General features: G+C 70.2%; 23 protein-coding genes and 1 tRNA gene. 11 read left to right on the top strand and 13 right to left on the bottom strand.

What is annotated here, in order from left to right; all coding sequences use genetic code 11:
• Positions 1-9: 9 nt before the first annotated feature.
• The 6 genes from I4Q42_RS20780 to I4Q42_RS20755 all read right to left on the bottom strand — a co-directional run bounded on the left by I4Q42_RS20780 (position 10) and on the right by I4Q42_RS20755 (position 9,324).
• On the bottom strand, positions 10-3,126 hold the full coding sequence (locus tag I4Q42_RS20780; protein ID WP_198577996.1) for a TonB-dependent receptor plug domain-containing protein: 3,117 nt from the start codon (positions 3,124-3,126) through the stop codon (positions 10-12).
• A 119-nt stretch (positions 3,127-3,245) separates the two neighbouring features.
• Positions 3,246-4,193, bottom strand: a complete 948-nt coding sequence (locus tag I4Q42_RS20775; protein WP_198577995.1) for a FecR family protein — start codon at positions 4,191-4,193, stop codon at positions 3,246-3,248.
• Entirely contained in the window at positions 4,190-4,663 is a 474-nt protein-coding gene (locus I4Q42_RS20770; protein ID WP_198577994.1) for an RNA polymerase sigma factor, read from the bottom strand. The genes I4Q42_RS20775 and I4Q42_RS20770 overlap by 4 nt, the downstream gene beginning before the upstream one ends.
• Positions 4,664-4,866: 203 nt before the next feature.
• Entirely contained in the window at positions 4,867-7,317 is a 2,451-nt protein-coding gene (locus I4Q42_RS20765) for an ABC transporter permease (protein WP_198577993.1), read from the bottom strand.
• Between the two features lie 10 nt (positions 7,318-7,327).
• Positions 7,328-8,008: an ABC transporter ATP-binding protein gene (locus I4Q42_RS20760; protein ID WP_198577992.1), complete on the bottom strand. Its 681-nt coding sequence runs from the start codon at positions 8,006-8,008 to the stop codon at positions 7,328-7,330.
• Positions 8,009-8,010: 2 nt separating this feature from the next.
• Entirely contained in the window at positions 8,011-9,324 is a 1,314-nt protein-coding gene (locus I4Q42_RS20755) for an efflux RND transporter periplasmic adaptor subunit (RefSeq protein WP_232793322.1), read from the bottom strand.
• 117 nt (positions 9,325-9,441) lie between these two features.
• Between I4Q42_RS20755 and I4Q42_RS20750 the strand changes: the two genes are divergently transcribed.
• From I4Q42_RS20750 to I4Q42_RS20740, 3 genes are all read left to right on the top strand, one after another.
• A complete protein-coding gene (locus I4Q42_RS20750; RefSeq protein WP_198577991.1) occupies positions 9,442-9,999 on the top strand; it encodes a response regulator in 558 nt (185 codons plus the stop codon).
• Positions 9,989-11,194, top strand: a complete 1,206-nt coding sequence (locus tag I4Q42_RS20745; protein ID WP_198577990.1) for a sensor histidine kinase — start codon at positions 9,989-9,991, stop codon at positions 11,192-11,194. Before I4Q42_RS20750 ends, I4Q42_RS20745 begins: the two co-directional genes overlap by 11 nt.
• Positions 11,195-11,293: 99 nt before the next feature.
• A complete protein-coding gene (locus tag I4Q42_RS20740; RefSeq protein WP_198577989.1) occupies positions 11,294-11,488 on the top strand; it encodes a hypothetical protein in 195 nt (64 codons plus the stop codon).
• Between the two features lie 10 nt (positions 11,489-11,498).
• Here the strand turns inward: I4Q42_RS20740 and I4Q42_RS20735 are convergent.
• The 3 genes from I4Q42_RS20735 to I4Q42_RS20725 all read right to left on the bottom strand — a co-directional run bounded on the left by I4Q42_RS20735 (position 11,499) and on the right by I4Q42_RS20725 (position 13,410).
• Positions 11,499-11,573 (bottom strand) — tRNA-Thr (locus tag I4Q42_RS20735).
• Positions 11,574-11,659: 86 nt separating this feature from the next.
• Positions 11,660-12,439, bottom strand: coding sequence for an acyl-CoA thioesterase (locus I4Q42_RS20730; protein ID WP_332873125.1), 780 nt, complete (start codon positions 12,437-12,439; stop codon positions 11,660-11,662).
• 89 nt (positions 12,440-12,528) lie between these two features.
• Positions 12,529-13,410 carry a helix-turn-helix domain-containing protein gene (locus tag I4Q42_RS20725; RefSeq protein ID WP_198577988.1) on the bottom strand — a complete coding sequence of 294 codons (882 nt, stop codon included), beginning with the start codon at positions 13,408-13,410 and terminating at the stop codon, positions 12,529-12,531.
• Positions 13,411-13,571: 161 nt separating this feature from the next.
• Between I4Q42_RS20725 and pobA the strand changes: the two genes are divergently transcribed.
• The 8 genes from pobA (at position 13,572) to pcaDC (ending at position 21,235) form a co-directional block, all read left to right on the top strand.
• Positions 13,572-14,747, top strand: coding sequence for a 4-hydroxybenzoate 3-monooxygenase (pobA, locus tag I4Q42_RS20720; protein WP_198577987.1), 1,176 nt, complete (start codon positions 13,572-13,574; stop codon positions 14,745-14,747).
• Positions 14,748-14,764: 17 nt separating this feature from the next.
• Entirely contained in the window at positions 14,765-15,481 is a 717-nt protein-coding gene (locus I4Q42_RS20715) for a CoA transferase subunit A (RefSeq protein ID WP_198577986.1), read from the top strand.
• A complete protein-coding gene (locus I4Q42_RS20710) occupies positions 15,481-16,137 on the top strand; it encodes a CoA transferase subunit B (protein ID WP_198577985.1) in 657 nt (218 codons plus the stop codon). The genes I4Q42_RS20715 and I4Q42_RS20710 overlap by 1 nt, the downstream gene beginning before the upstream one ends.
• Positions 16,134-17,333: a 3-oxoadipyl-CoA thiolase gene (gene pcaF / locus I4Q42_RS20705; protein WP_198577984.1), complete on the top strand. Its 1,200-nt coding sequence runs from the start codon at positions 16,134-16,136 to the stop codon at positions 17,331-17,333. Before I4Q42_RS20710 ends, pcaF begins: the two co-directional genes overlap by 4 nt.
• Positions 17,334-17,357: 24 nt before the next feature.
• Positions 17,358-18,068 (top strand): protocatechuate 3,4-dioxygenase subunit beta, encoded by a 711-nt coding sequence (gene pcaH, locus I4Q42_RS20700; RefSeq protein WP_198578019.1) that lies wholly within the window; start codon positions 17,358-17,360, stop codon positions 18,066-18,068.
• Positions 18,058-18,744, top strand: a complete 687-nt coding sequence (pcaG, locus tag I4Q42_RS20695) for a protocatechuate 3,4-dioxygenase subunit alpha (protein ID WP_198577983.1) — start codon at positions 18,058-18,060, stop codon at positions 18,742-18,744. Before pcaH ends, pcaG begins: the two co-directional genes overlap by 11 nt.
• A 161-nt stretch (positions 18,745-18,905) precedes the next feature.
• Positions 18,906-20,057 carry a 3-carboxy-cis,cis-muconate cycloisomerase gene (gene pcaB, locus I4Q42_RS20690; RefSeq protein ID WP_198577982.1) on the top strand — a complete coding sequence of 384 codons (1,152 nt, stop codon included), beginning with the start codon at positions 18,906-18,908 and terminating at the stop codon, positions 20,055-20,057.
• Positions 20,057-21,235, top strand: coding sequence for a bifunctional 3-oxoadipate enol-lactonase/4-carboxymuconolactone decarboxylase PcaDC (pcaDC, locus tag I4Q42_RS20685; RefSeq protein ID WP_198577981.1), 1,179 nt, complete (start codon positions 20,057-20,059; stop codon positions 21,233-21,235). Before pcaB ends, pcaDC begins: the two co-directional genes overlap by 1 nt.
• Before the next feature lie 172 nt (positions 21,236-21,407).
• Here the strand turns inward: pcaDC and I4Q42_RS20680 are convergent, their stop codons facing one another.
• The 4 genes from I4Q42_RS20680 to fliM are packed head-to-tail and all read right to left on the bottom strand — an operon-like array spanning position 21,408 to position 26,900.
• Positions 21,408-24,293 (bottom strand): tetratricopeptide repeat protein, encoded by a 2,886-nt coding sequence (locus I4Q42_RS20680; protein ID WP_198577980.1) that lies wholly within the window; start codon positions 24,291-24,293, stop codon positions 21,408-21,410.
• An 8-nt stretch (positions 24,294-24,301) separates the two neighbouring features.
• Positions 24,302-25,105, bottom strand: coding sequence for a MotE family protein (locus tag I4Q42_RS20675; protein ID WP_198577979.1), 804 nt, complete (start codon positions 25,103-25,105; stop codon positions 24,302-24,304).
• Positions 25,102-25,752 carry a DUF6468 domain-containing protein gene (locus tag I4Q42_RS20670; RefSeq protein WP_198577978.1) on the bottom strand — a complete coding sequence of 217 codons (651 nt, stop codon included), beginning with the start codon at positions 25,750-25,752 and terminating at the stop codon, positions 25,102-25,104. The genes I4Q42_RS20675 and I4Q42_RS20670 overlap by 4 nt, the downstream gene beginning before the upstream one ends.
• Positions 25,749-26,900, bottom strand: a complete 1,152-nt coding sequence (gene fliM, locus I4Q42_RS20665; RefSeq protein WP_198577977.1) for a flagellar motor switch protein FliM — start codon at positions 26,898-26,900, stop codon at positions 25,749-25,751. The genes I4Q42_RS20670 and fliM overlap by 4 nt, the downstream gene beginning before the upstream one ends.
• Positions 26,901-26,913 lie beyond the last annotated feature (13 nt).

The raw sequence follows: 26,913 nt of genomic DNA, 5'->3' as shown, positions 1-26,913 counted from the left end.
GGCCGCTTCCTAGAAAGCGACTTGCAGGCCCAGGGTGTAGGCCCGGCCGCTGACGCCGTAGACGGCGCTGTAGTTGTAGCTGCTGCCCGACTCCGTGCCGTCCGGCAGGAACGGACCCTGGTTGTCGAACACGTTCTTGACGGTGCCGAAGACGCGCAGGTCCTTGTTCTTCGGATCGGGGAAGAACTTCACCGACAGGTCGTGGCGCCAGAAGGCGTCGACGTTCAGGTACAGCGGGTTGGTCACGCCGGCCTCGGCGAAGGCCGCGGCCAGGTCGTTGTCGTCCACCGCCTCGCCGACGTAGTTGGCCGACCACTGCACGTTCCACTGGCGGTTACGCCAGGCCAGGCTGAACTTGCCCTCGTTCTTCGAGGTGCCGACCTCGCCCAGGTCGTCGGCGATCGAGACGCCGTTGACGCCCTCGTAGCGGCTCTCCAGCTTCAGGCGGCGGCTGTAGTTGGCCCGGAAGGTGAAGTCGCCCGGCACCTTCCAGCGGTCCAGGTCGAACCGGTAGCGCAGGGCCACGTCGACGCCGCTGGCGCGCAGGTCGTCGAGGTTTTCCGACAGGTTCAGGATCTTGGAGATCTGGCCCTCGGCGTCACGGGTGATGACGTTGCAGAAGCGGTTGTCCGTCCCGCTGGTCGATTGGTAGCACTCGGCCAGAAGCTGGCTGTTCGACAGCGACGAAATCGCGTCGGCCACCTTGATGTCGTAGTAGTCGACGCTGAGGTCGAAGCCGTTGAAGAAGGTCGGCTGCAACACGAAGCCGACCGTCAGGGTGTCGGCGGTCTCTTCCTTCAGGTCGATATTGCCGCCGTTGGGAGAGTTGACGCTGGTGACGTCCGAGGTGAACACGCCGTCGGCTGCGATGGCCGCCGCGATGCCGGCATTGGCGCGGCAGTTCTGGGCCACGGTGCCGGGGGTCGAGGCGGTCACGCCGCTGCAGACGTCGGCCACCGTGTCGTAGTCGTCGCGGGGCGGCGAATAGAGCTCGGTGGTGTCAGGCGCGCGCTGGGCGCGGCTCCAGGCGGTGCGGAAGCGCAGGCCCGCCACCGGCTGCCATTGCAGGCCGGCGCGGTAGCTGAGCGTCGTGCCGACGTTCTCGAGGTTGTAGTGAGCGACGCGGACGGCGCCGTCGACTTCCAGGCGCTGCACGAACGGCAGGTCCTTCACCAGCGGAACCGAGGCCTCGACATAGGCTTCGTTCGACTTCACCACGCCGCTGTATTCGGGGATGTAGGCGAAGTTGGTCAGGCCGTTCTGGGTCAGCTCGTCGGTCGTGGTGCGGGTCTTGTCACGACGCAGCTCGAAGCCGACCGCGGTCTCGATCGGGCCGGCCGGCAGCTGGAACAGCTCTCCGGTCATGTAGCCTTCGACCGTGTCCTGGCGGTTCTGCGGGCGATACCAGACGTCGGCGCGGATGTAGTCGGCCGCTTCCTTGCTAATCGAGCCGATGCCGAACAGGTTCAGCGGCACGCAGCCGTTGGCGCGGGCGGTGGCGCCCTTGCACTGGACCTGGCCGGTCGTGGTGTTGAGCTCGGCGTTCAGGGCGTTCTTCACATTGGCCATGTTCAGGCCGTTCTTGCGGACCTGATAGCCGTCGTACTCGCCGTAGCCGTAGGTCACGGCCCAGTCCCAGTCGCCGAACACCTTGCCCTCGGCCCCGGCCCAGCCGCGCAGGGTGGTGCGGCGGTTGTAGATTTCCAGCTCGCCCACCTCGGTCATGCGGCGGCGGAAGCTGATCGACGAGGTCGAGGACGAGTAGATCGCCGACGGCACGTACGGATTGGCGCGGGCGATGTTGCCGATCGTGTACTCGTCGTTGACGCCGTAGGTGGTCGAGCTGCTCAGGCCGTAGGGCTCGCGCACCGAGTTGGTGGTCACGCGCGAAGCCTGGAACTGGCCCCAGATCTTGATGTCGGGCGTGGCCTGGTAGTTGATCTTGATCGCGCCGGACGAACGTTTGGCCGGAGTGATAAGCGTGCCGTTGTCGCGGGTCTCGTAGCCGTTGACCGCCGTGACGAAGTTCTTCTGCAGGCCGCCTTCGTCATAATAGAAGCTGCTGCTGCGGAAGCGGCCGCCGGGGGTATAGGTCGACAGGTCAGGGCTGGTGACGGTGTTGGTGTCGGGATCGTAGAGCACCGACTGGGTCGCCCACTTGCGGTCGGTGGCGTTGAGGGCGTCCTGCTTCTCGTAGGTGCCGCCGATCATCATGAACAGCTTGTCGTCCAAGAAGCGCTTACCCGCGACCGCCGAATATTCGATGGTGCTGCCACCGCCGTCGTCGGTGACGCCGGCCACGGCGCGCAGCTTCACCCCGTCCATCTTGTTGGTGGTGATGATGTTGACGACGCCCGAGACGGCGTCCGAGCCGTAGATGGCCGAGGCGCCGCCGGTGCTGATCTCGACGCGATCGACGAAGAACTCGGGGATGGAGCTGAGGCTCACCGCGTTCTTGTTGCCGGCGTTGGACACCGTGCGGTGACCGTCGATCAGGGTCAGGGTGCGGTTCTGGCCCAGGGCGCGCAGGCTGACGGTCGACAGGCCGTTGTCCTGCACGGCCGACTGGCTGGTCGACAGGTTGACGCCGATATCGACGCCCGGCAGGTCGGTCAGGGCTTCGGCGATGTCGGTGTAGCCACTTTCCAGCAGGTCTTCGCGATCGACATCGACCACGGGAGAGGGGCTGTCGAAGGTGGTGCGGCGCAGGCGCGAGCCAGTCACCACGACTTCTTCAACCTCGACAGTAGAGCCTTGATCTACCGTCTCGAACGACGCCTGCTGAACGGTGGCGACCTGGGACGCGCCGGGCTGGCGCACGATCAGCGCGCCCGAGCCGTCCTCGACCACTTCCAGGCCGGCCTGACCGGCCAGCTTGCGGGCGGCCTCGATCGGGGTGTAGCGGCCGACCACGGCCGCCGCGCGGCGTCCGGCCACGGCCTTGGGCGAGAACAGGATGTTGGTCCCGGTTTCCTTGCCCAGCTCACGCAGCGCCTTGTCCAGCGGCTGAGCCTGCACGTCCACCGCTACGACCTGACCAAAGGCCGCCCCAGCGACCAACAGCACGCCCACGGCCGCCGATCCGGCCAGCATACGGCGCAGCCGGCCGTCGTTCCCCATCGTCATGAAACTCTAGTCCCCTCTTGGCCCGCATTTCGGGCTCAAGAGGCCTGACGACGGCGGTCGATTTTTCCTCAGCAACTTTTTTGCGGCCTTCGCACTTTCGGGCGCGCGCGCCGACAGGTTCATGCCCCGGCGCGCGGCGCGATCAGCAGACCGCCGGCGCTGGTCTGGACCTTTAGATCGAGCAACACCGCCACCGAACGGGCGAAGGCCTCGTTGTCGCCAGCCTTGTAGACGCCGCTGATCCGCAGGTCTTCCAGACCCGGCTCCGACAGCACGATGCGGCGACGGCTGTAGCGGTTCATCTCGGCGATGGCCGCGGCCAGGGTCTGGTCGTCGAACACCGCCTGGCCGAATCGCCAGGCCGTGGCGGCCTGCACGTCGGCGGCCTCGCGGCGCGGCGCGGCCTCGCCGGCCATGACGATCCGCTGCCCCGCCATGGCGATCAGACGGCTGGAAGGCTGTCCGGCCTCCATCACCAGAACCTGGCCCTCGACGCTGGTCACGGCGACGGCCGCACCGTTCACCGAGACGTCGAAGGCGTCGCCGCCGTCGCCGACGATCTCGCGGCCGTCGGCGCTGACCACGAACGGCTTCACCGGATCGGTGGCGGCGCGGAAGAAGGCCCGGCCGCGCACCAGGGTCGCCTTGCGCTTGCGGCCTTCCAGGTGGACGCGGATGCGGCTGTCGGCGTCGAGCAGGATCGACGAGCCGTCGTCCAGGTGCAGGGTGCGGGTCTCGCCGATGCCGGTGGCGTAGACCTCCGGCGCCAGGGCCAGCCAGCCCAGGCCCACGGCCGCGACGCCCACCCCGGCCAGCACCGCGCGGCGCGCCAGGACGGGCGAACGCCGCGGAGCCGGAGGCACGACGATCTCCGGATCGTGCTTCAGGGCGCCGGCCAGCTCCCAGGTCTCGGTCAGGGCGTCGAAGCTGGCCCGGTGGTCTTCGGAGCGATTCAGCCAGAGCTTGAAGTCGGATTCGTCGGCGGGGCCGCGCGCGTCGCTGCGCAGGCGGGCCAGCCAGTCGGCCGCCTCCTTGCGAACAGCTTCGATGTCCCGCGCTGGGCTCACCACTTCTCGGTCCATCCGGTCAGGAACAGGGCCGCCTTGGCCACGTGTTTTTCCACGGCGCTGACGGTGATCCCGAGGCGCTCTGCGATCTCCCGATACTTCAGCCCCTCCAGTCGGTGAAGCAAAAAGACTTCGCGTGTCCGCGGGCTGAGACGCGCCAGGCCCAGTTTCAGCCGCGCCAGACGCTCGCGCGCCCGCAGCACCTCGTCCTGCAGCGGCTGGGAATCGGCCAGGGCGTCGTCGATGAAGTCGAGGCCTTCCTCGGGGCGTCGCGCGCGTTGCCGACGCTCGTCGATGGCCAGGTTGACCGCCGCCCGCGCGACGAAGCCCTCGGGATTGATCAGCACGTTGGCCCGTCGGTATTCCAGCATCCGCACCATGGCGGACTGGACCACGTCCTCCGCGCCGGCGGGGTCGCGCGTGATGCGCGTGATGCGGCGCACCAAGCCGCGCCAGCCCTCGTCCTTCACACCGATCGCCCCTGCCCGCCCTCGATGGCGCGCTTCTTTGCTGTCGGTGCGCGCCTCGTCAACGCCTAGCTCTGCAAGTCCGGGACCGGCCAGTCAACTGCCCGCCGCGCAGGCGCCCGTTCCGGCGAAAAGCCTTTCCGATCAAAGACAACGAAGCCTGAGGGAGAGCGCGACAACGCCCTCCACCTGGCCGCGCACCCCGATCACTCGCTGCGCAGCGCCTTGCCGGGCGAGGTCGAGGCCGCCGCCCAGCCCAGGCCGCCGACGGTCGCCAGGCCGATGGCCAGGGCCGCCGCCGCGCCGGCCAGGAAGATCCCCGGCCCGATCCCGATGGGATCGTCGAACTGCGCCAGCCAGCGCCGCAGCGCCCACCAGGACAGCGGCCAGGCGATCAGGCAGGCGATCAGGATCGGCCGCAGGAACTGGCCGACCAGCAGCCGCGCCACCTGCGGGCTCGACGCCCCCAGCACCTTGCGCAGGCCCACCTCCCGCGCCCGCCGCGAGGTGTTGAACGCCGCCAGGCCGTAAAGCCCGATGCAGCCGATCCCCGCGCCCGCCGCCGCGCCCAGGCTGAACAGGTTGGAGCGATCGCGCTGGGGTTTATAGTAGCGATCCAGATTGGCCAGGGCCGTCTTGCCCTCGAACGGCGCGCCCGGCGCGGCCTGCCGCCAGGCCGTCTCCAGCCGCGCGCGCATCGCCGCCTCGTCCATGCCCGAATAGCGCACCATGGTGATCGGCCAGTCCGCCGGCCACCAGGCCGGAAGACCGCTGAAGAAGTAGATCCGGGCCGGCACCTTCTCCATCGGGCTGTAGAAGCGCATGTCCTCGGCCACGCCGACGACGCGCACCTTGCGGCCGCCGAAGTCCAGCAACTGGTCCAGCGCCGCCTCGGGCGAGGCGTACTGCAGCACCTTGGCGGCCTCGCGGCTGATCACGACGTTGGTCACGGTGTCGGGCGTGGCTTTCGGATTGTACTGCTCGTCGCCGCCATGCTGGGCATCCAGCATCCGCCCGGCGACCAGCCGCCCCTCCAGAACCTGGAAGTAGTCGGGGCCGATCGACGACACGTTCAGGGTCGTCGCCATTTCCGGCGGCGCGCCGCGATCGAGCCGGTGAGCCGTCGAGTTGCTGTTGAAGTCGTCGTCGGCCGGCGCGTTGCTGCTGGCCGTCACCGCCGTCACGCCGGGGATACGCCTGACCGTCTCCCAGAAGGCGTTGCGCTGCTCGGGCGTCACCCCGACCCGGCGGGTGGACAGGACCAGATAAAGGCCGTCGCGGCGATAGCCGAGGTCCGCCTCCTGCATGTGCCGGATCTGCCCCAGGAAGCCCAGCATCAGCACGAAGGCGGCGACCACCGCGGCGAACTGGCAGACCACCAGCGCCTCGCGCAGCCGCGCGCCGAACCGTCCGCCGCTGGGCGCCCGGCTCGAGGCCAGCACCTGGGCCGGCTTGAACGCCGCCAGCATGAAGGCCGGATAGACCGCGGCCAGCAGGCCCGCCGCCAGCACCACGCCGAACACACCGGCCACCCACGCCCCGTCCCGCCGGTAGTCGAGGCTCAGCGACAGGCCGCCCGCGGCGTTGATCAGCGGCAAGGCCAGCTCGACCACGGCCAGGCCAACCAGGAACGCCAGGGCGATGGTCGACGCCGCCTCGCCCAGGAACTGCGTGCGCAGCGCCCCGGGCCCCGCGCCCAGCGCCTTGCGCACCGCCACTTCGCGAGCCCGCAGCCCCGCCCGGGCGGTCGCCAGGTTCACGTAATTGATCAGGGCCAGCACCAGGGCCACGATCCCGACCACCCCCAAGGTGTCGACCGCCGCCCGCTGCTTGGCGTCCAGCAGGTGCACGTCGCGCAGCGGCACGAACTTCAGGGCCAGCATCTCGTGCGGAACGACATCGTCGCCGAAGGTCCTGCCCACCCGTCGGTCGACGAAGGCGGGCAACTGGGCCTCCAGCGCCCTGGCCTGCTCGGGCCGATCGAACTTGAAGAAGGTGAAGAGCTGGAGGGAGCCCCAGTGATGCCAGGCCTGTTCCTTGGCCGTGCGCTCCACGGGCAGCCGGCGCAACAGATCGAGCTTCAGCTCGCTGTTCTTGGGCAGCGCCTTGATCACCGCGCTGACCGTATAGGTCGCCCGCCCCTCGGAGTCGGTAACGTCCAGCGTGCGGCCGATCACGTCGGTCCCGCCGAAATACTTGCGCGCCAGGTCTTCAGAGATCGCCACCCGGCCAGGATCGGCCAGGGCCGTGCGGGCGTCGCCCGCCAGCAGCGGCGTCTGGAAGAAGTCGAGGAACTCGGGGTCGACCAGTTCCATCTGCTCGCCCGTGGCGACGGCCCCCTTGTGAACCGTGACCGCCTGGCTCCAGTCGCGCACGCCGCGCACGTCCGGATAGTCGGCCTTCATCTCCTCCAGAAGCCCGCCCATGGCGCCGACCCGCGTGGCGCGCGAGAACCCCGGAAAGTTGTAGGCCACCCCCGCCGCGTAGATCCGGCTGTGCTCAGGGGTCCAGGTCTCGTAGCTGGTCTCGAAGCGATAGAGCAGGCTCAGGGTCAGGAACGCCGCGACGCCCAGGCTGAGGCCCAGCAGGTTCAGCGCCGCATAGAGCGGCCGCCGAGTGAACGAGCGCCAGAAGGCGACAAGGATCGAACGCAGCACGCCCGCCTCCTCAGATCGCCTGGGCGACGGAGGCCACCAGCCGCCCGTCGAGGATGTCGATGCGGCGGCCGGCCTGGTCGGCGTGGCTGGGCGAGTGGGTAACCATGACGATGGTCGCCCCTGCCGCGTTCAGGCCTTTCAAGATCTCCATCACCTGGGCCCCGTTCTCGGTGTCGAGATTGCCGGTCGGCTCGTCGGCCAGGATCAGGCTGGGCTCGCCGACGATGGCGCGGGCGATGGCCGCCCGCTGCTGCTGGCCGCCCGACAGCTGGTGCGGGAAATGCCGCGCCCGGTGGCCCACCCCAACGCGGTCCATCGCCGCTTCGACCAGCGCCCGGCGCGAGCCCTGGCGGCCCTTGCGATAGAGCAGGCCCAGCTCGATGTTCTCGGCGATGGTCAGGTCGTCGACCAGGTTGAAGCTCTGGAAGATGAAGCCCAGCCGCTGGGCCCGGTGCTGGGCGAGCGCGGCCTCGCTGCGCGCCGTCAGGTCCTCGCCGTCGAACAGGTAGCGCCCCTCCGTCGGCCGATCGATCGTGCCCAGGATGTTGAGCAGGGTGGACTTGCCGCAGCCCGACGGACCCATGATGGCCACGAACTCGCCCTGGCGGATGGTCAGCGAAACGTCGTGCAGGGCCGTGGTCTCGATCTCGTCCGACCGATAGCGGCGCGAGAGGGATTTCAGTTCGATCATGGTCAGTCTCTCGCTCGAATGCGCAGGGTCTTGGCTTTCTGCAGGTCCTGGGCGCCGGCGGTGACGATCCGCTCGCCGGGCACCAGCCCGCTCACCACCTCGACCTGTTCGGGATTGCGCCGGCCGATGGTCACGGCCCGCCGCTCGGCGCGCTTGCCGTCAGGCGACAGGACGAAGACCCAGGTCCCCCCGGTCTCGCTCAGCCAGGCGCCCGACGGGGCGATCACCGCGCTCGCCGGCTGGCCCAGCGACAGCCGCAGATCGATGGCCTCGCCGCGCTTGAGGCCGGCGGGCTGGGCGCCGGCGAACGCCAGCTCCACGACCACCCGGCCCCCCGTCACCTGGGGAAACACCTTGGCCACCCGGGCCTGCACCGTGCGGCCATGGACGGTCGCCTCGGCGCTCTGGCCGACCGCCAGGCGCTGCAGATAGAACTCGTCGACCTGGGCCCGCAGCTTGTAGGCGTCCTCGACGTCCACCTGGCCCAGGCCCTGGCCCAGGGTCACGGCCTGGCCGGGCTTGAGGTCGAAGGCCGTCAGCCGGCCGCTGGCCGGGGCGCGGACGACCAGGGCCGACCGCCCCGCGCCCACCTCGACCAGGTTGCGCCGCAGATCCTCGGCGGTGCGCGCGGCCTGGGTCCGCTGGGCGACATAGAAGGCCTTGTCCGACGCCTGGCCGGCCTTCAGCGCCGCCACCCGCTGGCGCTGATAGGCGGCCTCGTCGGCATAGGGCCTGACCGCCGCCTCGCTCAGCAGGTCGCGCGACAGCAGCACCTGGCGCTTTTCGAGCTCCTGCTGGGCCTTGTTGAGGGCGTGGACGGCGTCGGCCAGGGCCTGCTCGCGGCTCTCCTCGGCCGACTTCAACGACATCACCCGGCTGGCGTTGTCGCTGATCCGCGCCGAGATGTCGGCCTCGCGGGCCGCGGCGTCGAGACTGAGCTGGGCGTTGCTCAGCCGCGCCAGCACCTGGCCGGCGACGACCCGGTCGCCGTCGGCGGCGCCCACGCTGTCGACCCGCCCCAAGGCCTCGGCCGCCACCAGGGTGGTGTCCGCCGGCGCCGCCTCGGCCCGCACCGGGGCATAGTCGAGATAGGGCGCGCGGGTCACCGCCCCGACCGTCAGCGTGCTCGCCGCGACATTCACCGACCCGGCCCTGGGCGACAGGGTCCAGAACGCCGCGCCCGCCCCGACCAGCGCCACGGCGGCCGCGCCCAGCCGCCAGGCGCGCCGGCCGTACCAGGGCCGCTCGATACGGCGGTCCATGCCGCCGGCGCCGGCGTCGTCTGGGGTCGAGGAAAGCAGGACGGTCCTGGTCATGCTGCTAGGCTAACAGCACCTCGGCAATAGTCATAAATAACTGATTTTACTTGCTTTATGATAGATTTCCGCAGATTCTTCGCCTTAAGCGCCGCCTGAAAGTGTACGTTTCCGAACATGTTCGACGCCCGGCCCACCGTCCTCTTCCTCGACGACGATCTCGACATCCTGACCTCGGCCAGCCTGGTTCTGGAGCGGGGCGGTTTCGGCTTCGTGGGCCTGGAAACGCCGGCGGCGGCGCGCGAGCGCCTGGCGCAGGGCGGCGTCGACCTGCTGCTGCTCGATCTCAACTTCCGGCGCGGCGACACCTCGGGCGAGGCGGGCCTGGCCTTTCTCGAAGCCGCCCTGGCCGCGACGCCCGAACTGCCCGTCGTCGTGGTCACCGGGCACTCGGGCATGGCCATCGCCATCCAGGCCATGCGGCTGGGCGCCCAGGACTTCGTGGTCAAGCCGTGGAACAACGACCGCTTCCTGGGCTCGATCCAGGCGGCGCTGACCGCGCCGCTCCGTGTCCCGGCCGGCCTGCCGCCCAAGGACCTCAACCTCGAGCGCTCGGAGCGCACCCTGGTCCAGGCCGCCCTCACCCGGCACGGCTTCAATGTGTCCCAGGCGGCCAAGGACCTGGGCATCACCCGGGCGGCGCTCTACCGGCGGATGGAAAAGCATGGGCTCTAGGCCGCTCGCCCTGCTGCTGGCGGCGCAGGCCGCCCTGTTCGCGATCGGCGCCCTGGCCTGGCTGGCCTTCACGCGCGGGCTCTACGCCAACGCCCTGCTCTGTGTTCTGGCCGCCGCGGCCCTGGCCGTCGCCCTGTCCCAGCGCCTGCTGTCGGGCCGTCCGCTGGCGGCCCGCGCCGCCCTGCCCAGCGAAGCCTTCGCCGCCGACCTCAGCCGCCGGCGGCTGCAGATGCTGCTGGACCAGACCCCATCGCCGATCCTGCTGCGCGGCCAGGACGACCAGGTCATCGCCGTCAACCGCGCCGCCCGCCAGCTGTTCGACACCCCCTACGCCCTGTCCTCGGCCGCTCGCCGCGCCCTGACCGACGGCCAGCCCTTGCGCGATCTGGTCACTCCCGTGCGCTGGCGCGACGCCGCCTATGCCGTCAGCCGCGCCGAGCTGGTCGAGAACGGCCAGGCCGCGGACCTGGTGGTGCTGACCGACATCTCGGCCGACGTCCGCGCCGCCGAGGCCTCGGCCCTGCGCGACCTGCTGCGGGTGCTGAACCATGAGCTGATGAACGCCCTGACCCCTGTGGCCTCGATGAGCCGCAGCGCGCTCGACCTGCTGCGCGACGGCGGCGACCAGGCGACGGCCACGGCGATCAAGGCCCTGGAGCGGGTGGTGGCCCGCACCGCCGGCCTGCAGGACTTCATCAACGCCTACCGCGCCATGACCCGCCTGCCGCCACCGGTCCGCGTCCTGGCCGACCTGCCGACCTGGTTCGACGTCGCCTGCGAGAGCTTCGAAGCCCAGTGGCGCGACAAGGGCGTGGCGCTGGAGCGCCAGACCCCGCCCGGGATCGAGGTCCGCCTGGACGAGGACCAGATGTGGCTGGCGATCGGCAACCTGCTCAACAACGCCGCCCAGGCCGCCCTTGACCGCCCCGCCCAGCGCGTGCGCCTGTCGGCCGAGCGGGTCGGCGAGACCCTGCATCTCACCGTCGAGGACTCCGGCCCGGGCGTCGCGCCCGACCAGGCCGACCAGGTGTTCCTGCCGTTCTACACCACCAAGGCCACGGGCTCCGGCGTCGGCCTTAGCCTGGCCCGCCAGATCGTCCAGGCCCATGGCGGGTCGCTGGTTCTGCTGCCGGCCGAGCCCGGCGATCCCGACCGGCTGGGCGGCGCGCGACTGCGCGTTTCGCTGGCCTTGTAAAACGTCGCGGGAAGTTCCGCTCCGGAAGCTGACATCATCGTGTCTTGGTCGAGAGCCACCTGGCCTGCAATCTCAGGATAAGGAACGGGAGGATTTGCCATGACCGAGCGTGTCTATCGACAGGGCGACATGATCTTGCGCACCGGCGCGGCCCTGCCGCACCTGGGCGTCTTCACCGGCCAGGTCTACGAGGTCGAGGACTTCGAGCGTCATCACTCCGAAGGCCTGACGGTTCGCGGCGTGCTGGAATCCCTCGATCCGGCCGGCTTCGCGCCCTACGAGCCCGAGGCCTGACTCTGGAAGCTGGTGCCGGCTGAGGGGATTGAACCCCCGACCTTCGGTTTACAAAACCGCTGCTCTACCGCTGAGCTAAGCCGGCGCTCCGACGTCAGCGAACGATGCGCGTCCGCGAACGGGCGTTCTCCTTAGCCGCACTCGACGCGGCGAGGCAATGCCCGCCGTGCGTTACAGGAACACCGCCACGGTCTGGCGCGCGGCAATCAGCGGCGTGCCGTCGCGGCTCCACAGGGTCATGGACTGGGCCGAATAGCCGTGGGCGATCGTCTCGGCCCGGCTGGACATCAGCCGCCAGCCGTCGTCGTCGGGAACCTCCCCCAGCACGTCCATCGACCAGGTCATGGTCGAGATCGGCGCGAACTGGTCGAACACCGAAAGCGCCGGCGGCGGCAAGGCGTCGGCCAGGGCGACCAGCGCCGCCAGCGACCGCGCCGCCGGATCGCGGTGACGGATCCAGACCAGGAAGTCGGGCGGACCGCCGCTCAGCGGCCTGCCGCCGGCCACGTAGCGGAACTCGAACTGCCGCGCGAAGGCCGGACCCGCGCCCTCGGGGATGAACAGCTCCAGCATCTCGGGCGCGGGCGTGTCAGGCGCGGGCAGGTCCAGGTGATAGAGCTTGCTGACCCGCTCGGTGCCGAAGGTCAGCAGGCCGCGCGTGGCCAGGCCCCCTTCCCCGCTGAGGTCGACATTGGCGAACAGCGCCGACTTGCCCTGGCGCAGCACCTCGACGCTGGCCGACAGTTCGCCGGCGGCCGGCCCGACGAACGCGAACTGGGCCGAGCGCAGCGGCGGCGCTTCCGGCAGGCGGCGCTGCGCCGCCTCCAGGCACAGGGCCGCCGAGAGCCCGCCATAGGTGGTGCGCCCCTGCTTCCAGTCGTCGCCCACCGTGGCGACCATCGCCTCGCCATCGATCCGCAGGGCCTGGACAAGTTCGCTGTAGCTGGGCACGGACAATCTCTCCCGCGCCCGAACGCGGCGCTCGGCCGACTTAGTCCTAATTCGAAACTGACGTCAATCGGGCGTGGCGCGCCAGACGCTCACACCGCCTCTGCCCGCGCCCCCTCGCGGAACGCCCGCGGCGACACCCCCGCGGCCTTGGCGAAGAACCGCGAGAAATAGGCCGGGTCGTCGAAGCCCAGGTGATAGGCCGCCTCGGCCACCGTCATGTTGGAATAGAGCAGCGCTCGCTTGGCCTCCAGCAGGATGCGGTCCTGCACCAGCTTCAGCGGCGCGGCCCCCGCCGCCTTGGCGCAGGCGGTCCGCAGGCGGCTGGCGGTGACGCCCAGCAGGTCGGCATAGGCCTCCAGCGACAGGTGTTCGCGATAGCGGGCCTCGACCAGCTCCCGGAACCGCGCCACCAGCGCCGCATGCCCGCCGACCGCCGCCGGCCCCTCGCCGGCCCGCGCCGAGACGCTCAAGCGCAAGGCCTCGACCAGCACGGTCAGCAGGTGCGCCTCCACCGCCGCCGCGTGGCCCGGCGCGGCCCAGACCAGTTCCCGCGCCAGCCCCTCCAGCGCCCCCTCGACCCGGGAGTCCTTGGCCAGGGCCAGCGCTTCCGGCGCCCGGAACAGTCCCGCGAAGGCCGGCTCGCGGGTGGCCAGGTCGCGCAGATAGCTGTCGGCGATGGTCAGCACCGAGCCGGCCGTCCCCACGTCGTAGGCAAAGCCGTGCACCACCCCCGACGGCACCACCAGCAGGCACGGGGCGGTGAAGGCCACCCGCCGGTCCTCGGCCATCATCGTCCCGCCGCCGGTGGTCAGGTGGAAGACGTGGTTGAGGTCGCCATGGGCGTGGGCGCGGATGTTCCAATCGTTGGGCCGCGTGCGATCGTCCAAGGCCTCCAGGTGGATGAACTTGCCCTCGGCGGCCTGAGGCGGCTCGCCGAACAGGAAAAAGCTAGGAACGACAGTCTTTTCCATCGTCAAATCCAGGAGAAGCGCGACTTGTGCGCGATGCGAACGCTTGTGCGAAAAGTCCAAGTTTTGACGCGCTCTGTCCATCCCAATCCTACGCCTGGCGGCTAGGCTCCTCCCACACAAGACGCCGTGAGGCGCCCCAGGGAGCAAGACGTAAGGACCACATGCGCACTCAGGTCGCCATTATCGGGGCAGGCCCCGCCGGCCTCTTCCTCGGCCATCTGCTGAAGCAGGCCGGCGTCGACGCCGTCATCCTCGAACGCAAGGACCGCGACTATGTCGAAGGTCGCGTGCGGGCCGGCGTGCTGGAACAGATCACCGTCGACCTGATGGAGCGCCTGGGCCTTGGCGAGCGCATGCGCCGCGAGGGCCTGGTCCACGGCGGCACCAACCTGGCCAGCGATGGCGAGGTCTTCCGCATCGACATGGCCGAACTGACCGGCGGCTCGACCGTCATGGTCTACGGCCAGCAGGAGGTCATGAAGGACCTGTTCGACGCCGCCGAGGCGCGCGGCGTGAACATCGTCTTCGACGCCGACCAGGTGCGGCCCCACGACATCGACACCGACAAGCCCTACGTCACCTGGCGCAAGGACGGCGTCGAGCAGCGCCTGGACTGCGACTTCATCGCCGGCTGCGACGGCTATCACGGGGTCAGCCGGGCGGCGATCCCGGCCGATGTGCTGAAGACCTTCGAGCGAGTCTATCCGTTCGGCTGGCTGGGCATTCTCACGGAAGCCCCGCCCTGCGATCACGAGCTGATCTATTCCAATCACGAGCGCGGCTTTGCTTTGGCCTCGATGCGCTCGCCGACCCGCAGCCGCTACTACCTGCAATGCTCGCTGGACGACCGGATCGAGGACTGGCCGGACGAGCGCTTCTGGGACGAGATCTCGATCCGCCTGGGTCCCGACGCGGCCTCGCGCATCGTCCGCGCCCCCTCGTTCGAGAAGTCGATCGCCCCCCTGCGCAGCTTCGTCACCGAGCCGATGCGCCACGGCCGCCTGTTCCTGGCCGGCGACGCCGCCCACATCGTGCCGCCGACCGGCGCCAAGGGCATGAACCTGGCCGTCTCCGACGTGGTCATGCTGTCGGAAGCCCTGAGCGAATATTTCCAGGAGGGTTCGGCGGCCGGGATCGACGGCTATTCGGCCCGCGCCCTGGCCCGGGTCTGGAAGGCCGAACGGTTCTCCTGGTGGTTCACCAGCCTGACCCACCGCTTCCCCGACCGTGACGGCTTCGATCGCAAGATGCAGATCGCCGAACTGGACTACATCAAGGGCTCGCGCGCCGCCCAGGTGACGCTGGCCGAAAACTATGTCGGCCTCCCACTGGTCTAGGAGGCTCCGGAGTCAGCATGAAGAGCAAGATCTACGACAGCGCCGCGGCCGCCCTGGAGGGCGTGACCTTCGACGGCATGACGCTGATGTCCGGCGGCTTTGGCCTGTCGGGCAATCCCGAGACCCTGATCCCGGCCCTCAAGGACACCGGCGTCAAGGGCCTGACCGTGATCAGCAACAACTGCGGCGCCGACGGCTTTGGCCTGTGGATGCTGCTGAACAACGGCCAGATCAAGAAGATGGTCTCGTCCTACGTGGGCGAAAACAAGCTGTTCGAGCAGCTCTACCTGTCGGGCGAGCTGGAGCTGGAGCTGAACCCACAGGGCACCCTGGCCGAGCGCATCCGCGCCGGCGGCGCCGGCATCCCGGCCTTCTTCACCAAGACCGGCGTCGGCACCGTCGTGGCCGAGGGCAAACCGGTCGAGGAATTCGAAGGCGAGCTCTATGTCCGCGAGCGCTGGCTGCGGGCCGACCTGTCGATCGTCAAGGCGTGGAAGGCCGACCCGGAAGGCAACCTCGTCTTCCGCAAGACCGCCCGCAACTTCAACCCGGTGATGGCCACGGCCGGCAAGATCACCGTCGTCGAGGTCGAGGAGATCGTCGAGGCCGGCGCTCTGGAGGCCGACGGCATCCATACCCCCGGCATCTATGTCGACCGCATCGTGCTCTCGACCATCAACGAGAAGCGCATCGAGAAGCTGACCACCCGCCCCCGTCCGGAGGAGAACGCCTGATGGCCTGGACCCGTGACGAGATGGCCGCCCGCGCGGCCCAGGAGCTGCAGGACGGCTTCTACGTGAACCTGGGGATCGGCATCCCGACCCTGGTCGCCAACCACATCCCCGACGGCGTCCACGTCACCCTGCAGAGCGAGAACGGCATGCTCGGCATGGGGCCCTTCCCCTATCCGGACGAGGTCGATCCCGACCTGATCAACGCCGGCAAGCAGACCATCACCCAACTGCCGACCTCCAGCTTCTTCGACAGCGCCCAGAGCTTCGCCATGATCCGCGGCGGCCATGTGGACCTCACCGTTCTGGGCGCCATGGAGGTGGCCGCCAACGGCGACATCGCCAACTGGACGATCCCGGGCAAGATGGTGAAGGGCATGGGCGGGGCCATGGACCTGGTGGCCGGCGTCAAGCGCGTCATCGTCGTCATGGACCACGCCAACAAGGCCGGCGAGAGCAAGGTGCTCGACCGCTGCGCCCTGCCGCTCACCGGCGCGGGCTGCGTTGACATGGTCATCACCGACCTCTGCGTCTTCACCCTGGAGCGCGGCGCCGACGGCCAGAAGAGCCTGAAGCTGGTTGAACTGGCGCCAAACGTTCGTTTGGATGAGGTCAAGGCCAAGACCCAGGCCGCCTTCGACCCCGGAGTCTTCCAATGACCGCCGCCTATATCTGCGACGCCATCCGCACCCCGTTCGGCCGCTACGGCGGTTCGCTCTCGAAGGTGCGGGCCGACGACCTGGCGGCTATCCCGCTCAAGGCCCTGATCGCCCGCAATCCCGGCCTCGACTGGGCCGCGGTGGACGAGGTGATCTACGGCTGCGCCAACCAGGCCGGCGAGGACAACCGCAACGTCGCCCGCATGGCCCTGCTGCTGGCGGGCCTGCCGGAAACCGTGCCGGGCGTCACCGTCAATCGCCTGTGCGCCTCGGGCCTGGAAGCGGTCGGCACGGCCGCCCGCGCCATCCTGTCGGGTCAGGCCGATCTCGTCATCGCCGGCGGCGTCGAAAGCATGAGCCGCGCGCCCTTCGTCATGGGCAAGGCCGATAGCGCCTTCTCGCGCGCCGCCAAGATCGAGGACACCACGATCGGCTGGCGCTTCGTCAATCCGGCGATGCAGAAGGCCTACGGCGTCGACTCCATGCCCGAGACGGCCGAGAACGTCGCCGCCGACTACGGTGTGACCCGCGCCGACCAGGACGCCTTCGCCCTGCGCAGCCAGCAGCGCGCCGCCGCCGCCATCAAGGCCGGCTTCTTCGACGGCGAGATCACGCCGGTCGAGATCCCCGGCAAGGCCGGCCCGACGATCGTCGACCGCGACGAGCATCCGCGCGAAACCACGCTGGAGACCCTGGCCAAGCTGAAGCCCGTCGTCCGTCCGGACGGCACGGTGACCGCCGGCAACGCCTCGGGCGTCAACGACGGCTCGGCCGCCATCATCCTGGCCTCGGAAGCGGCGGTGAAGCGCCACGGCCTGACCCCGCGCGCCCGCGTGCTGGGCTACGCCACCGCCGGCGTCGCGCCACGCGTCATGGGCATCGGCCCCGTCCCGGCCACCCAGCGCCTGCTGGCCCGCACGGGTCTCTCCATCGGCGACTTCGACGTCGTCGAACTGAACGAGGCCTTCGCCGCCCAGGGCCTGGCGGTGCTGCGCGAGCTCGGCCTGCCCGACGACGGCGCGCACGTGAACCCCAACGGCGGCGCCATCGCCCTGGGCCACCCGCTCGGCGCCTCCGGCACGCGCCTGGCCCTGACGGCCCTGCGCCAGCTGGAAGCCACCGGCGGCAAGCGCGCCCTGGCCACCCTCTGCATCGGCGTGGGCCAAGGCGCGGCCCTCGCCATCGAACGTGTCTGATACGACTAGGAGGTCCTCGTGACCCTGATCCTGCCCTATGCCCGGGAAGACGCCGGCCAGCCGCCGTCGCTCGCCCCCGGCTACGCCTCCACCGTCGCCCGCTCGCCCCGCCAGCCGCTGGTCAAGATCCCCCACACCCTGACCGAGACCACCGGTCCGGCCGGCTGCTGGGAGAACCTGATGGGCGCGTCGCTCGCCGACCTGACGGCCCAGCACAAGGGCACGCCGCAGGGCCAGCGGATCGTGGTCTCGGGCCGGGTGCTCGACGAGGACGGCCGCCCTGTGCCGAACACGGTGATGGAGATCTGGCAGGCCAACGCCGCCGGCCGCTACATCCACAAAAAGGACCAGTGGGACGCCCCCCACGATCCCAACTTCACCGGCGCCGGCCGCGTCGTCACCGACGACCAGGGCCGCTACCAGTACGTGACCATCCGTCCGGGCGCCTATCCGTGGGGCAACCACCACAACGCCTGGCGGCCCTCGCACATCCACCTGTCGCTGCTGGGCCCGGCCTTCGCCAGCCGCATCGTCACCCAGATGTACTTCCCCGACGATCCGCTGATCGAGATCGACCCGATCGCCAACGCCGTGCCCATGCCCTACCGCGACCGCATGGTCTCGCGCTTCGACATCGAGACCACCCGGCCCAACTGGGCGCTGGGCTATCTGTTCGACGTGGTGCTGCGCGGCCGCGACGCCACGCCTACCGAGGACGACCATCATGACGACTGAGCAGGTCAACCCGGCGCCCCGCCACGACAACCAGGACCCGGCCCTGTTCGGCCAGACCCCGTCCCAGACCGTCGGCCCGTTCTTCCACTACGGCCTGCCCTGGAAGGGCGGCGCCGATCTCGTGGGCCAGTCCGACATGGGCGCGCGCCCGGAACTGTTCCCCGAGGAGCACTACGTCCTGAACATGTCGCCGCCGCGCGGCGCGGTCAGCGGCGAGGTCATCACCCTGGAAGGCGTGGTCTATGACGCCGACGGCAAGCCCGTGCCCGACGCCATGATCGAGATCTGGCAGGCCAACGCCGCCGGCCGCTACGCCAGCCCTGACGACGACCGCGCCGAGCTGCCGCTGGACGAAGGCTTCACCGGCTTCGGCCGCGCCTCGACCGACGAGGCCGGCCTCTACCGCTTCAAGACCGTGCGTCCAGGACTTGTCCCGGGTCCGGGCGCCGGCCTGCAAGCCCCGCACATCGCCGTCGGCGTGTTTGGCCGCGGCCTGATCAAGCGGCTGGTCACGCGGGTCTATTTCGAGGACACCGCCCAGAACGCGGAGGACCCGATCCTGGCCCTCGTGCCCGCCGAACGCCGCGACACGCTGGTGGCCCGCAAGACCGGCGACGCCTGGCGCTTCGACATCGTCTTGCAAGGCGAGCGCGAAACCGTCTTCTTCGACATCTAGTGCATTGCGTGGTCCTCGTCCTTCGACAGGCTCAGGATGAGGACCATTCAAAAGCTCGGGCAGGAGAAAAACCTCATCCTGAGCTTGTCGAAGGACGAGGTTTTCGTCTCAAACGATGAACGTCGATCCGTCCTAGTTCAGATCTCTCAGGAGTCGAACCCTTGCCATCCCTGATCCGCGACCGCGCGGCCTCGACGCCCGCCATGCTGGCGATCTTCGGCGACGAGGCCCTGCTGCGCGCGGCCCTGCGCTTCGAGGCGGGCCTGGCCCGGGCGCAGGCGGACGTCGGGCTGATCGACGCGGCGGCGGCCACGAGCATCGCCGCCGCCTGCGCCGAACTCCCCGACGTCGAGCTTCTGGCCGAGGCGGCTGCCCACGCCGGCACCCTGGCCATTCCGCTGGTCAAGGACCTGCGCGGCCGCATCGCCGACCCGGCCATCGCCGCCCTGGTCCACAAGGGCGCCACCAGCCAGGACCTGGCCGACACCGCCCTCGTCCTCCAGGCCAAGGCCGGCGCGGCGCTGATCGTGGACGAGGCCCGCCGCCTCGCCGCCGGCCTCGCCGTCCTGACGAAGGCCCACGCCGCCACCCCGATGATCGGCCGCACCCTGCTGCAGGCGGCCCTGCCGATCACCTTCGGCGCCAAGACCGGCCAATGGCTGCTGGGCGTCGACGCCGCCCTCACGCGCTTCGAGACCGAGGCCGCCGGCGCGCTGCAAGTCCAGCTCGGCGGCGCCACCGGCTCCCTGGCCGGCCTGGACGGCAAGGCCTTCGCCGTCTCCGATCGCCTGGCCCAGATCCTCGACCTCGCCCCCGCCGTCGCCCCCTGGCACGCCCGCCGCGAGGCCCTGGCGGCCCTGGCCTCGGCCCTGGCCATCCTGGTCGGCGCCGTCGGCAAGATCGCCCGCGACCTGTCGCTGATGGCCCAGGGCGAGGTGGCCGAGGCCTTCGAACCGCGCGTCGAAGGGCGCGGCGGCTCCTCGGCCATGGCCCACAAGCGCAACCCCACCGCCTGCCAGACGGCCCTGACCGCCGCCATCCGCGCCCCGCACCTGGCCGCCACGCTGGTGTCCGCCCTGCCCCAGCCGCACGAGCGCGACCTGGGCGGCTGGCAGGCCGAGGGTTCGGTGATCGCCGAGCTGTTCCAGCTGGCCCATGGGGCGCTCTCCGTCATGGCCCCGGTGATCGAGGGCCTGGAGGTCCACGCCGACCGCATGGCCGCCAACCTCGCCGCCGCCGGCGTCGGCACCGACACGGGCGAGAGCCAGAACATCGCTCTCAGGACCCTCGCCCACTACCAAAAGGACCGCTGATGGCCTTCGCCCAAGCCGCCGACGGCGCCCGCCTCTATTTCCGCCTCGACGGCGGCGCCGACAAGCCTGCCCTGGTGCTGCTGAACTCGATCGGTTGCGACCTCGGCCTCTACGACGCCGCCGCCCCCCTTCTGCTGGCCGACTTCCGCCTGCTGCGCCTCGACACCCGCGGCCACGGCGCCTCCGACGCGCCCAGCGGCGACTACAGCCTGGACCTGCTGGCCGGCGACGTGCTGGCGGCGATGGACGCGGCAGGCATCGAGAAAGCCGCCGTCGTCGGCACCTCGCTGGGCGGCATGATCGCCATGGAGTTGGCGCTGAAGGCGCCCGAGCGGCTGACCGGCCTCGTCCTGGCCTGCACCTCGGCGGCCATGGACGCCGCCGCCTGGCAGACGCGGATCGACACCGTCCGCAGCCAGGGCCTCGCCGCCATCGCCGAGATGGCCCTGGGCCGGTTCTTCTCGGAAGACTTCCGCAGCCTGCATCCCGAACAGGTCGAGACCGTCCGCGCCGGCCTGTTGGCGACCAGCGCCGAGGGCTACGCCGCCTGCGGCGCGGCCATCCGCGACATGGACCTTTTGGAGCGCCTGCCGGCCGTCACCACCCCCACCCTGGTGATCGGCGGGACCAAGGACGTCTCCACGCCCTTCGAGGGCCACGGCGATCGCATCGCCGCCGCCATCCCCGGCGCGGCCACCGCCCTGCTGGACGCCGCCCACCTGCCGTCGATCGAGGCCCCGGCCGCCTTCGCCGGCGCCGTGCGCGCCTTCCTCGGCGCCGATCCCGCCGAGCGGGCGGCCAACGACACGCTGTTCGAGGCCGGCCTGAAGAACCGCCGCAAGGTGCTAGGCGACGCCTGGGTCGACAAGTCGCTGGCCAAGCGCACGGCCTTCACCGCCGACTACCAGGCGATGATCACCCGCTACGCCTGGAACGAGATCTGGGGCCGCCCGGGCCTGGACCACAAGACCCGCCGCCTGCTGGTGCTGGCGATCTGCGCCTCCCTCGCCCGCTGGGAAGAATTCCGCCTCCATGTTCGCGCCGGCCTGGAGCAAGGCGGCTTCACCCAGGATGAGCTGAAGGAAGTGCTGATGCAGACGGCGATCTACGCCGGCGTGCCGGCGGCGAATACCGCCTTCACGGAAGCGGCCAGCGTGATCGCGGAGCTGGGGCTGTAGGCTTCGTCTGACGAAGTAGGAACCTCCCCCCGTGGGGGAGGTGATCGCGAAGCGATCGGAGGGGGGAGTTGCTGCGAACTCCGCCAAGGCTTCGAAAGCTGAAAACATCCCCCCACCGGCCTTCGGCCGCCTCCCCCACAGGGGGAGGTTCCTTGGTGGCGGGCCTTTAGCCCTAGGTCTTCGGCGTCGCGGCGGCCCGGAACCGGTCCTTCATCTTCGCCACCCAGCCGTTGAACACCTCGTTCTCGGCCGTCACCCGGCTGAAGTCGGCGCTCGACGCCACCCCGTCCACGCCGGCCAGGGCCACGCGCAGGCCTTCGGGATTGCGGGCCGTGCCGATCAGGTTGCTGTAGCGCGTGCGCAGGCGGCCGAGCGAGGCGTCGTCGTCCGACAGGCTGAAGGCGACGGCAGCGCGCATCAACTTGGCCTCGTCCGAGGGTGCCAAGCCGGCGGGGTTCTTGAAGCGGTCGCCCAGGGCGGCCTCGTACAGCTTGCCGGCCATGGCCCAGTTGCGCTGCTTCCAGGCGATGTCGCCGCGGATGTCCTGAGCGTCCTTGCCCTTGTCGCCCTCGATCACCTCAAGGGCGTCGTCGTAGCGGCCCAGGGTCATCAGGGCGCGGGCGGTGGCCAGGCGCCGCTCGCTGTTGAGGGCCGGCGGCAGGATCGTGGTGCGGGTGTTGTTGATCGCCGCCAGCGCGTCCTCGGGCTTGCGGTCCATCAGGTAGATCCAGGCCAGGTCCGTGGCCACCTGGGCCTTGGGCACGCCGTTCAGGCGGTTGTCGACCTGGTACTTCAAGAGCTTGGCCGCCTCGTCCAGCAGGTCGACATCGACCAGCCGCCGCACGAGGTTGCGCACCATCTGGTCGCCGTCGTTCCCGATCGGCGTCAGGTCCTGGTAGTCATAGAACAGGCCCACGGCCTGGATCGGCTGCATGCCGTCGGCCAGGCCGTCGAGGAACAGGGTGCGGAAGGCGCCGTAGAGATCGTTCTGCAAGGCCACGGCCTGGGGCAGGTCGGGCAGCACCTTGTTGGCCGAGCGCAGCACTTCCAGCGCTTCGCGATAGCGGCCCTGGTCGATATAGAGCTTGCCCAGGGCCCGCACGACCTCCAGCTCGACGCCGTCGCCGCGCCAGCGGAAGCGCAGCAGGTCGAGGGTCTTGGCGGCCTCGGCCGGCGAGATCTTGTTCTTCTCCAGCTTGATCTGCACCGCGTGCAGGGTCGCGGGCGCGGCGATGCGGTCGACCGTGGCCTTGGAGATGGCCTCGAACATCTTCAGGGCCTTGTCCTTGCGGCCTTGCAGCTCGAAGGCCTTGGCCTGGATCAGGCGCAGCTCCAGCTGGTCGACGATCGGAACCTTGGGCAGCTTCAGCGCCTGGGTCACCAGCCGCTCGGCCCCGATGCCGTCGCCGGTGGCCACGGCGGAGTCGGCCTGGGCGCCCAGGAAGCGAGCCTGCCAGACGGCCGGGAACAGGTTCATGGCCTGGGCGCCGCCGGCGAACTTGTTGCGGGCGTCCACCCATTGGCCCTGCTTGTAGGCGACGTAGCCGCGCCACAGGGCGCTGGACGGATCGTCGGCCAGCACCGGCGACGAGAAGTCGGCTTCCGCCTCGGCCCAGCGTCCGGCCATCGCCTTGGCCGCGCCGCGCAGGCCGCGGAACTCGGCGTCGCCCAGCAGGGTCTGCTGCTTGCGGGCGGCGGCGTTGAGCACGCCGATGGCCTCGAACGACAGCTTGGAGCCGACCAGGAAACGGGCCAGGGCCATGCGGGCGGCGATGTCGCCCTGGCGGTCGGCCGGATCGACGGCGGCCACGGCGGCCTGCAAGGCGGCGTAGCGGGCCATGAAGCCGCCCGAGCCGGTCTTGGGCCAGTTCTCCAGGTCGACGACGGCCGGCATGGCGGCCGGCTGCGGCGCCCCGGCGATGATCTCTTCGGAATCGGCGCTGGCCGAGGCCGGCGACAGCACCAGGCCCTTGGGCCGGCCGATGCGGACGATGTCGCCCTCGGTCACCACCTGCACGTCGCTGGTGAAGGCCTCAACGGCCAGGCCTTGCGCCGACGGCAGCAGGGCCATCTCGACATATTCCCGGCGCGACGGCAGGCCCTTGGACGGGGCCAGGGCGGGCACCACGCCCATGCGGTCGCCGACGGCGGGATCGTTGACCCAGACGGGCCGCGCCGCGCCGGCCAGGTTGGCCGACAGGCTGGCGGGCGAGACGGTCTCGTCGCGGGCCACCTTGATCGGATCGGGCTCGGGCTGGAGACCGGCGCCCAGGGCGATGGTCCAGTTGTTCCCCTGCCCCTCGGCATAGACCGGCACGCCGGGCTTGGCGACGATGCGCAGGGCCGAATAGTCCGGCCCGCGCAGGACCTGGATCTTGGTGTGGTGCGGACCGTTCTGCGGCGTGCGGCCCAGGTCCAGCCGCACCGAGGCGTCGAACACCACCCAAACCGCCTCGCCGCGCTTGAAGACGGCGGCGGCGGCCGGCGCGGCCCAGGTCGTCAGGAACTGGGTCTGGCCGTCGGCCTTGTTGAAGTTCACCGCCACCACGCCGCTGGCGGGCGCGGGATTGGGCCGGCGCGGATCGCGCGGCGGCGCCGTCGGCGCAGCGGGCGTGGCTGGCGCGGCGGCCTGCGGCGGCTTGGCGTAGATGTTGATGAAGTCGACGCCGTCGGCGCGGCCCTGGCGGGCCTCGGCGTCGTCGGTCAGGGCGATGACCAGCTCCAGCGCCCCGCCGACGTGGCGGGCCTCGGCCCCGCGCACCCAGCGCGGCGGCGCGACCTTCAGGCCGCTGAGGTTGGGATTGGCGTCGCGGGCGAAGCGCACGACCAGGTTCTGGCCGTCGCGGCGCAGGCTCATGCCCGGCGCGCGGCCCGACCAGCGGAACTCGATGCGGGTGAAGTCGGGCGCCTGGGCGGCGCGGACCGTCAGTCCATTGGCCTTCGGGGCCTGGCCGATGGCCTGGGCGGCGGCGGATCCGGCGGACAGGGCCACGGGCGCGGAGACGCTGGCGATGCAGATCGCCGCGACTCCCCCCCGCAAAGCCCCCCGCAGGTTCATGCGTCCCCTCAGCCGGCCTTCTTCGGCGCGCTGGCCCCCGCCAGCGGCGGCGCGGCGGCTTGTTGACCACCGGCGGCGGCCCCAGCAGCAGCATTGTCGGCCACGGCGGCCTTGCCCTTGGCGATGGCGTCGCCCGAGAACCGCGTGGCCAGGCGCTCGGTCAGCACCTTGGCGTCGGCCGGCGACATGTTGGCCAGGATCATCGAGAGCGTGCGCTCCTTCATCTTGGCGGCGATCGGCAGGCGCACGCTGTCGTCCAGCACCGTCAGGCGAGCGGCGGCGTCCTTGGGCTTCATGGCCGAGAACACGGTGACCATGCGGTCGACCTCAGCGGCCTTCTGGCTGTCGGCCTGGCCCAGCAGGCTCTGGATCTCGCCCTTCATGCCGTTCAGGGTCTTCATCTTGGCGTCGAGCTTGGCCTCGGCGGCGGCCAGCAGCTGAAGCTGCACGTCGATGTCCTGCTCGCGCTGGTCCAGCTGGCCGCGGCGTTGACCCAGGCTCTGCAGCACGCGCAGTTCGGCCGGCGACAGGCCGGCTTCCTTGGCGAGATCCGTGGCTGACGGAGCGCAGATGCGCGGCGGGGCGGCGGCGCCGGCCTTGGCGGCGGCGTCAGCCCCCGCGCCCTCGGCGGAAGCGGCTTCCTCACCCTTGGGGCCCTTGGCGCCCTTCTCCGGCTTGGCCACGCCCTCGGCGAAGGCCTTGGCGCCGCTCAGCAGATCGGGGACCGACTTGGCGCCGGCCATGGCGTTGACCGCCAGGACGCCGACCACGGCGATGCCGACGATCGGCAGGATGCGAGGAACGTTTTTCATCGACGGTCTCTGAAAGGCGATCCGGGCCGCGACGCGGGGTCGGGGCCGTCGAACAGGTCATCATCCACCCGCGCCCGTGAACGGGCGGTTTCCCGCGAGGGGATGGGGGACGGATTATGCGAAGAATTGCCGGACGTCGCGGGACGCGAGGTCGCAGGCGGGGCGCTGCGGGCGCGGGCCTCGCGCTCCAGCATCGCTTCGAAGTCCTGCGCGCTCAGGCGACGGCCATTGGCCGAGGTCGGCTCGGGCGGCGGCTCGGAAGCCTGGGACGCGACGAAATCACGCGGATCGCGGGCCTGGCGTTGGCCCAGTTCTTGACGCGGCTCCGGCCGAGGCTCGGCCCGGCTCTCCACCCGGGGGGCCGAAGCCGCGCGGGTCATGCGGTCGTCCAGCTGGGCGGCCAGGAACTTGGCCTTCTCGATGCGGTCGGCCAGGTATTCGGAAGCCTCGTCGGTGGCCGCGCGCAGGTCGGCGAGACCCTGCTCGGCGCGCTGGGCGGCGTTGTCGAGATCGGCCACGGCCTTGCCGAAACCGGCCTGGGCGTCGCGCAGCGCCTTCAGCTTGCGCTCCAGGCGCCAACCGAAGACCAGCGCCACCATCAGCAGCACCGCCAGAAAGACCTGCAGGGCGACCGCGATCAGGCTCATTTCAGCTTCTGAACCGCCTTCTTCGCCGCGGGCGTCAGCGGGGCTTCGGCCCGGATGGCGATGGAATGGTTACGACGGCCCATCCGGCCGCGGGTAAGCGGAATCGACCCCGCCCGCAACTCTACTGGACTGTCGGGCGTGGCGTTCAGCATCAACGTGTCGCCGACCTGCAGGTTCAGCACCTTGGAAAGCGGCAGTTGCTGCTCGTCGAGCACCGCGCGCACCTCCATCTGGGTGGTCCACAGCTCGGTGGCCAAGTGGCCTTCCCAGATGTTGTCGCGGCCGAACTTCTCACCCATGAACTGCTGCAGCAGCATCTTGCGGATGGGCTCGAGCGTGGCGTAGGGCAGCAGCAGCTCGATGCGGCCGCCGCGGTCTTCCATGTCGATGCGCAGCTTCACCAGGATCGCGGCGTTGGCCGGACGGGCGATGGCCGCGAAGCGCGGGTTGGTCTCCAGGCGGTCCAGGGTGAAGGCCACCGGATGCAGAGGCTCGAAGGCCGCCTTGGCGTCGTTCAGCACCACCTCGACCATCCGCTGCACCAGCACCCGTTCGATGGTGGTGTAGGGGCGGCCCTCGATGCGCATGGCCGCGGTGCCGCGACGGCCGCCCAGCAGCACGTCGACGATCGAGTAGATCAGGTTGGAGTCGACCGTCAGCAGGCCGTAGTTGTCGAGCTCCTCGGCCCGGAACACCGCCAGGATGGCCGGCAGCGGGATCGAGTTCAGATAGTCGCCGAAACGGATCGAGCTGATGTTGTCGAGGCTGACCTCGACGTTGTCGGAGGTGAAGTTGCGCAGGGACGTCGTCATCAACCGCACCAGGCGGTCGAAGACGATTTCCAGCATCGGCAGGCGCTCGTACGAGACCAGGGCCGAGTTGATGATCGCGCGGATGCCGGTGCGGTCGTCGGAGCCGTCGCCGGACAGGTCGAAGCCCAGCAGGCTGTCGATCTCGTCCTGGTTCAGGATCCGCTCGGAGCCCATGTCTCCGCCGCCGCCGTCGTCCCAGCCGCTCATGCCGGCCATGCCGCCGCTGAAGTCGCCGAAGCTGTTCTCGGCGCCGCCGCCGGCCGCGTCGAAGGTCCCCGGAGGATTGTCCGCGGCCCACTGGGCCATTGCGGCCTGATCGTCGATCTCGTCTGCCATGATGGTTCGCCTC

It is taken from the genome of Caulobacter hibisci (assembly GCF_016135805.1).
GTDB classification, from domain to species: Bacteria; Pseudomonadota; Alphaproteobacteria; order Caulobacterales; family Caulobacteraceae; genus Caulobacter; species Caulobacter hibisci.
Note: the sequence above shows the minus strand (reverse complement) of the source record. Positions and strands in the feature narration are given on the sequence as shown.

Excerpts from the sequence above, each read along its gene's own strand:
- pcaG (WP_198577983.1), top strand. The coding sequence starts at position 18,058 with ATGACGACTGAGCAGGTCAACCCGGCGCCCCGCCACGACAACCAGGAC.
- I4Q42_RS20670 (WP_198577978.1), bottom strand. The coding sequence starts at position 25,752 with ATGAGCCTGATCGCGGTCGCCCTGCAGGTCTTTCTGGCGGTGCTGCTG.
- I4Q42_RS20715 (WP_198577986.1), top strand. The coding sequence starts at position 14,765 with ATGAAGAGCAAGATCTACGACAGCGCCGCGGCCGCCCTGGAGGGCGTG.
- I4Q42_RS20745 (WP_198577990.1), top strand. The coding sequence starts at position 9,989 with ATGGGCTCTAGGCCGCTCGCCCTGCTGCTGGCGGCGCAGGCCGCCCTG.
- pcaDC (WP_198577981.1), top strand. The coding sequence starts at position 20,057 with ATGGCCTTCGCCCAAGCCGCCGACGGCGCCCGCCTCTATTTCCGCCTC.
- I4Q42_RS20750 (WP_198577991.1), top strand. The coding sequence starts at position 9,442 with ATGTTCGACGCCCGGCCCACCGTCCTCTTCCTCGACGACGATCTCGAC.
- pcaF (WP_198577984.1), top strand. The coding sequence starts at position 16,134 with ATGACCGCCGCCTATATCTGCGACGCCATCCGCACCCCGTTCGGCCGC.
- I4Q42_RS20675 (WP_198577979.1), bottom strand. The coding sequence starts at position 25,105 with ATGAAAAACGTTCCTCGCATCCTGCCGATCGTCGGCATCGCCGTGGTC.
- fliM (WP_198577977.1), bottom strand. The coding sequence starts at position 26,900 with ATGGCAGACGAGATCGACGATCAGGCCGCAATGGCCCAGTGGGCCGCG.
- I4Q42_RS20760 (WP_198577992.1), bottom strand. The coding sequence starts at position 8,008 with ATGATCGAACTGAAATCCCTCTCGCGCCGCTATCGGTCGGACGAGATC.
- I4Q42_RS20710 (WP_198577985.1), top strand. The coding sequence starts at position 15,481 with ATGGCCTGGACCCGTGACGAGATGGCCGCCCGCGCGGCCCAGGAGCTG.
- I4Q42_RS20680 (WP_198577980.1), bottom strand. The coding sequence starts at position 24,293 with ATGAACCTGCGGGGGGCTTTGCGGGGGGGAGTCGCGGCGATCTGCATC.
- I4Q42_RS20740 (WP_198577989.1), top strand. The coding sequence starts at position 11,294 with ATGACCGAGCGTGTCTATCGACAGGGCGACATGATCTTGCGCACCGGC.
- I4Q42_RS20755 (WP_232793322.1), bottom strand. The coding sequence starts at position 9,324 with ATGACCAGGACCGTCCTGCTTTCCTCGACCCCAGACGACGCCGGCGCC.
- pobA (WP_198577987.1), top strand. The coding sequence starts at position 13,572 with ATGCGCACTCAGGTCGCCATTATCGGGGCAGGCCCCGCCGGCCTCTTC.
- I4Q42_RS20780 (WP_198577996.1), bottom strand. The coding sequence starts at position 3,126 with ATGACGATGGGGAACGACGGCCGGCTGCGCCGTATGCTGGCCGGATCG.
- I4Q42_RS20725 (WP_198577988.1), bottom strand. The coding sequence starts at position 13,410 with ATGGAAAAGACTGTCGTTCCTAGCTTTTTCCTGTTCGGCGAGCCGCCT.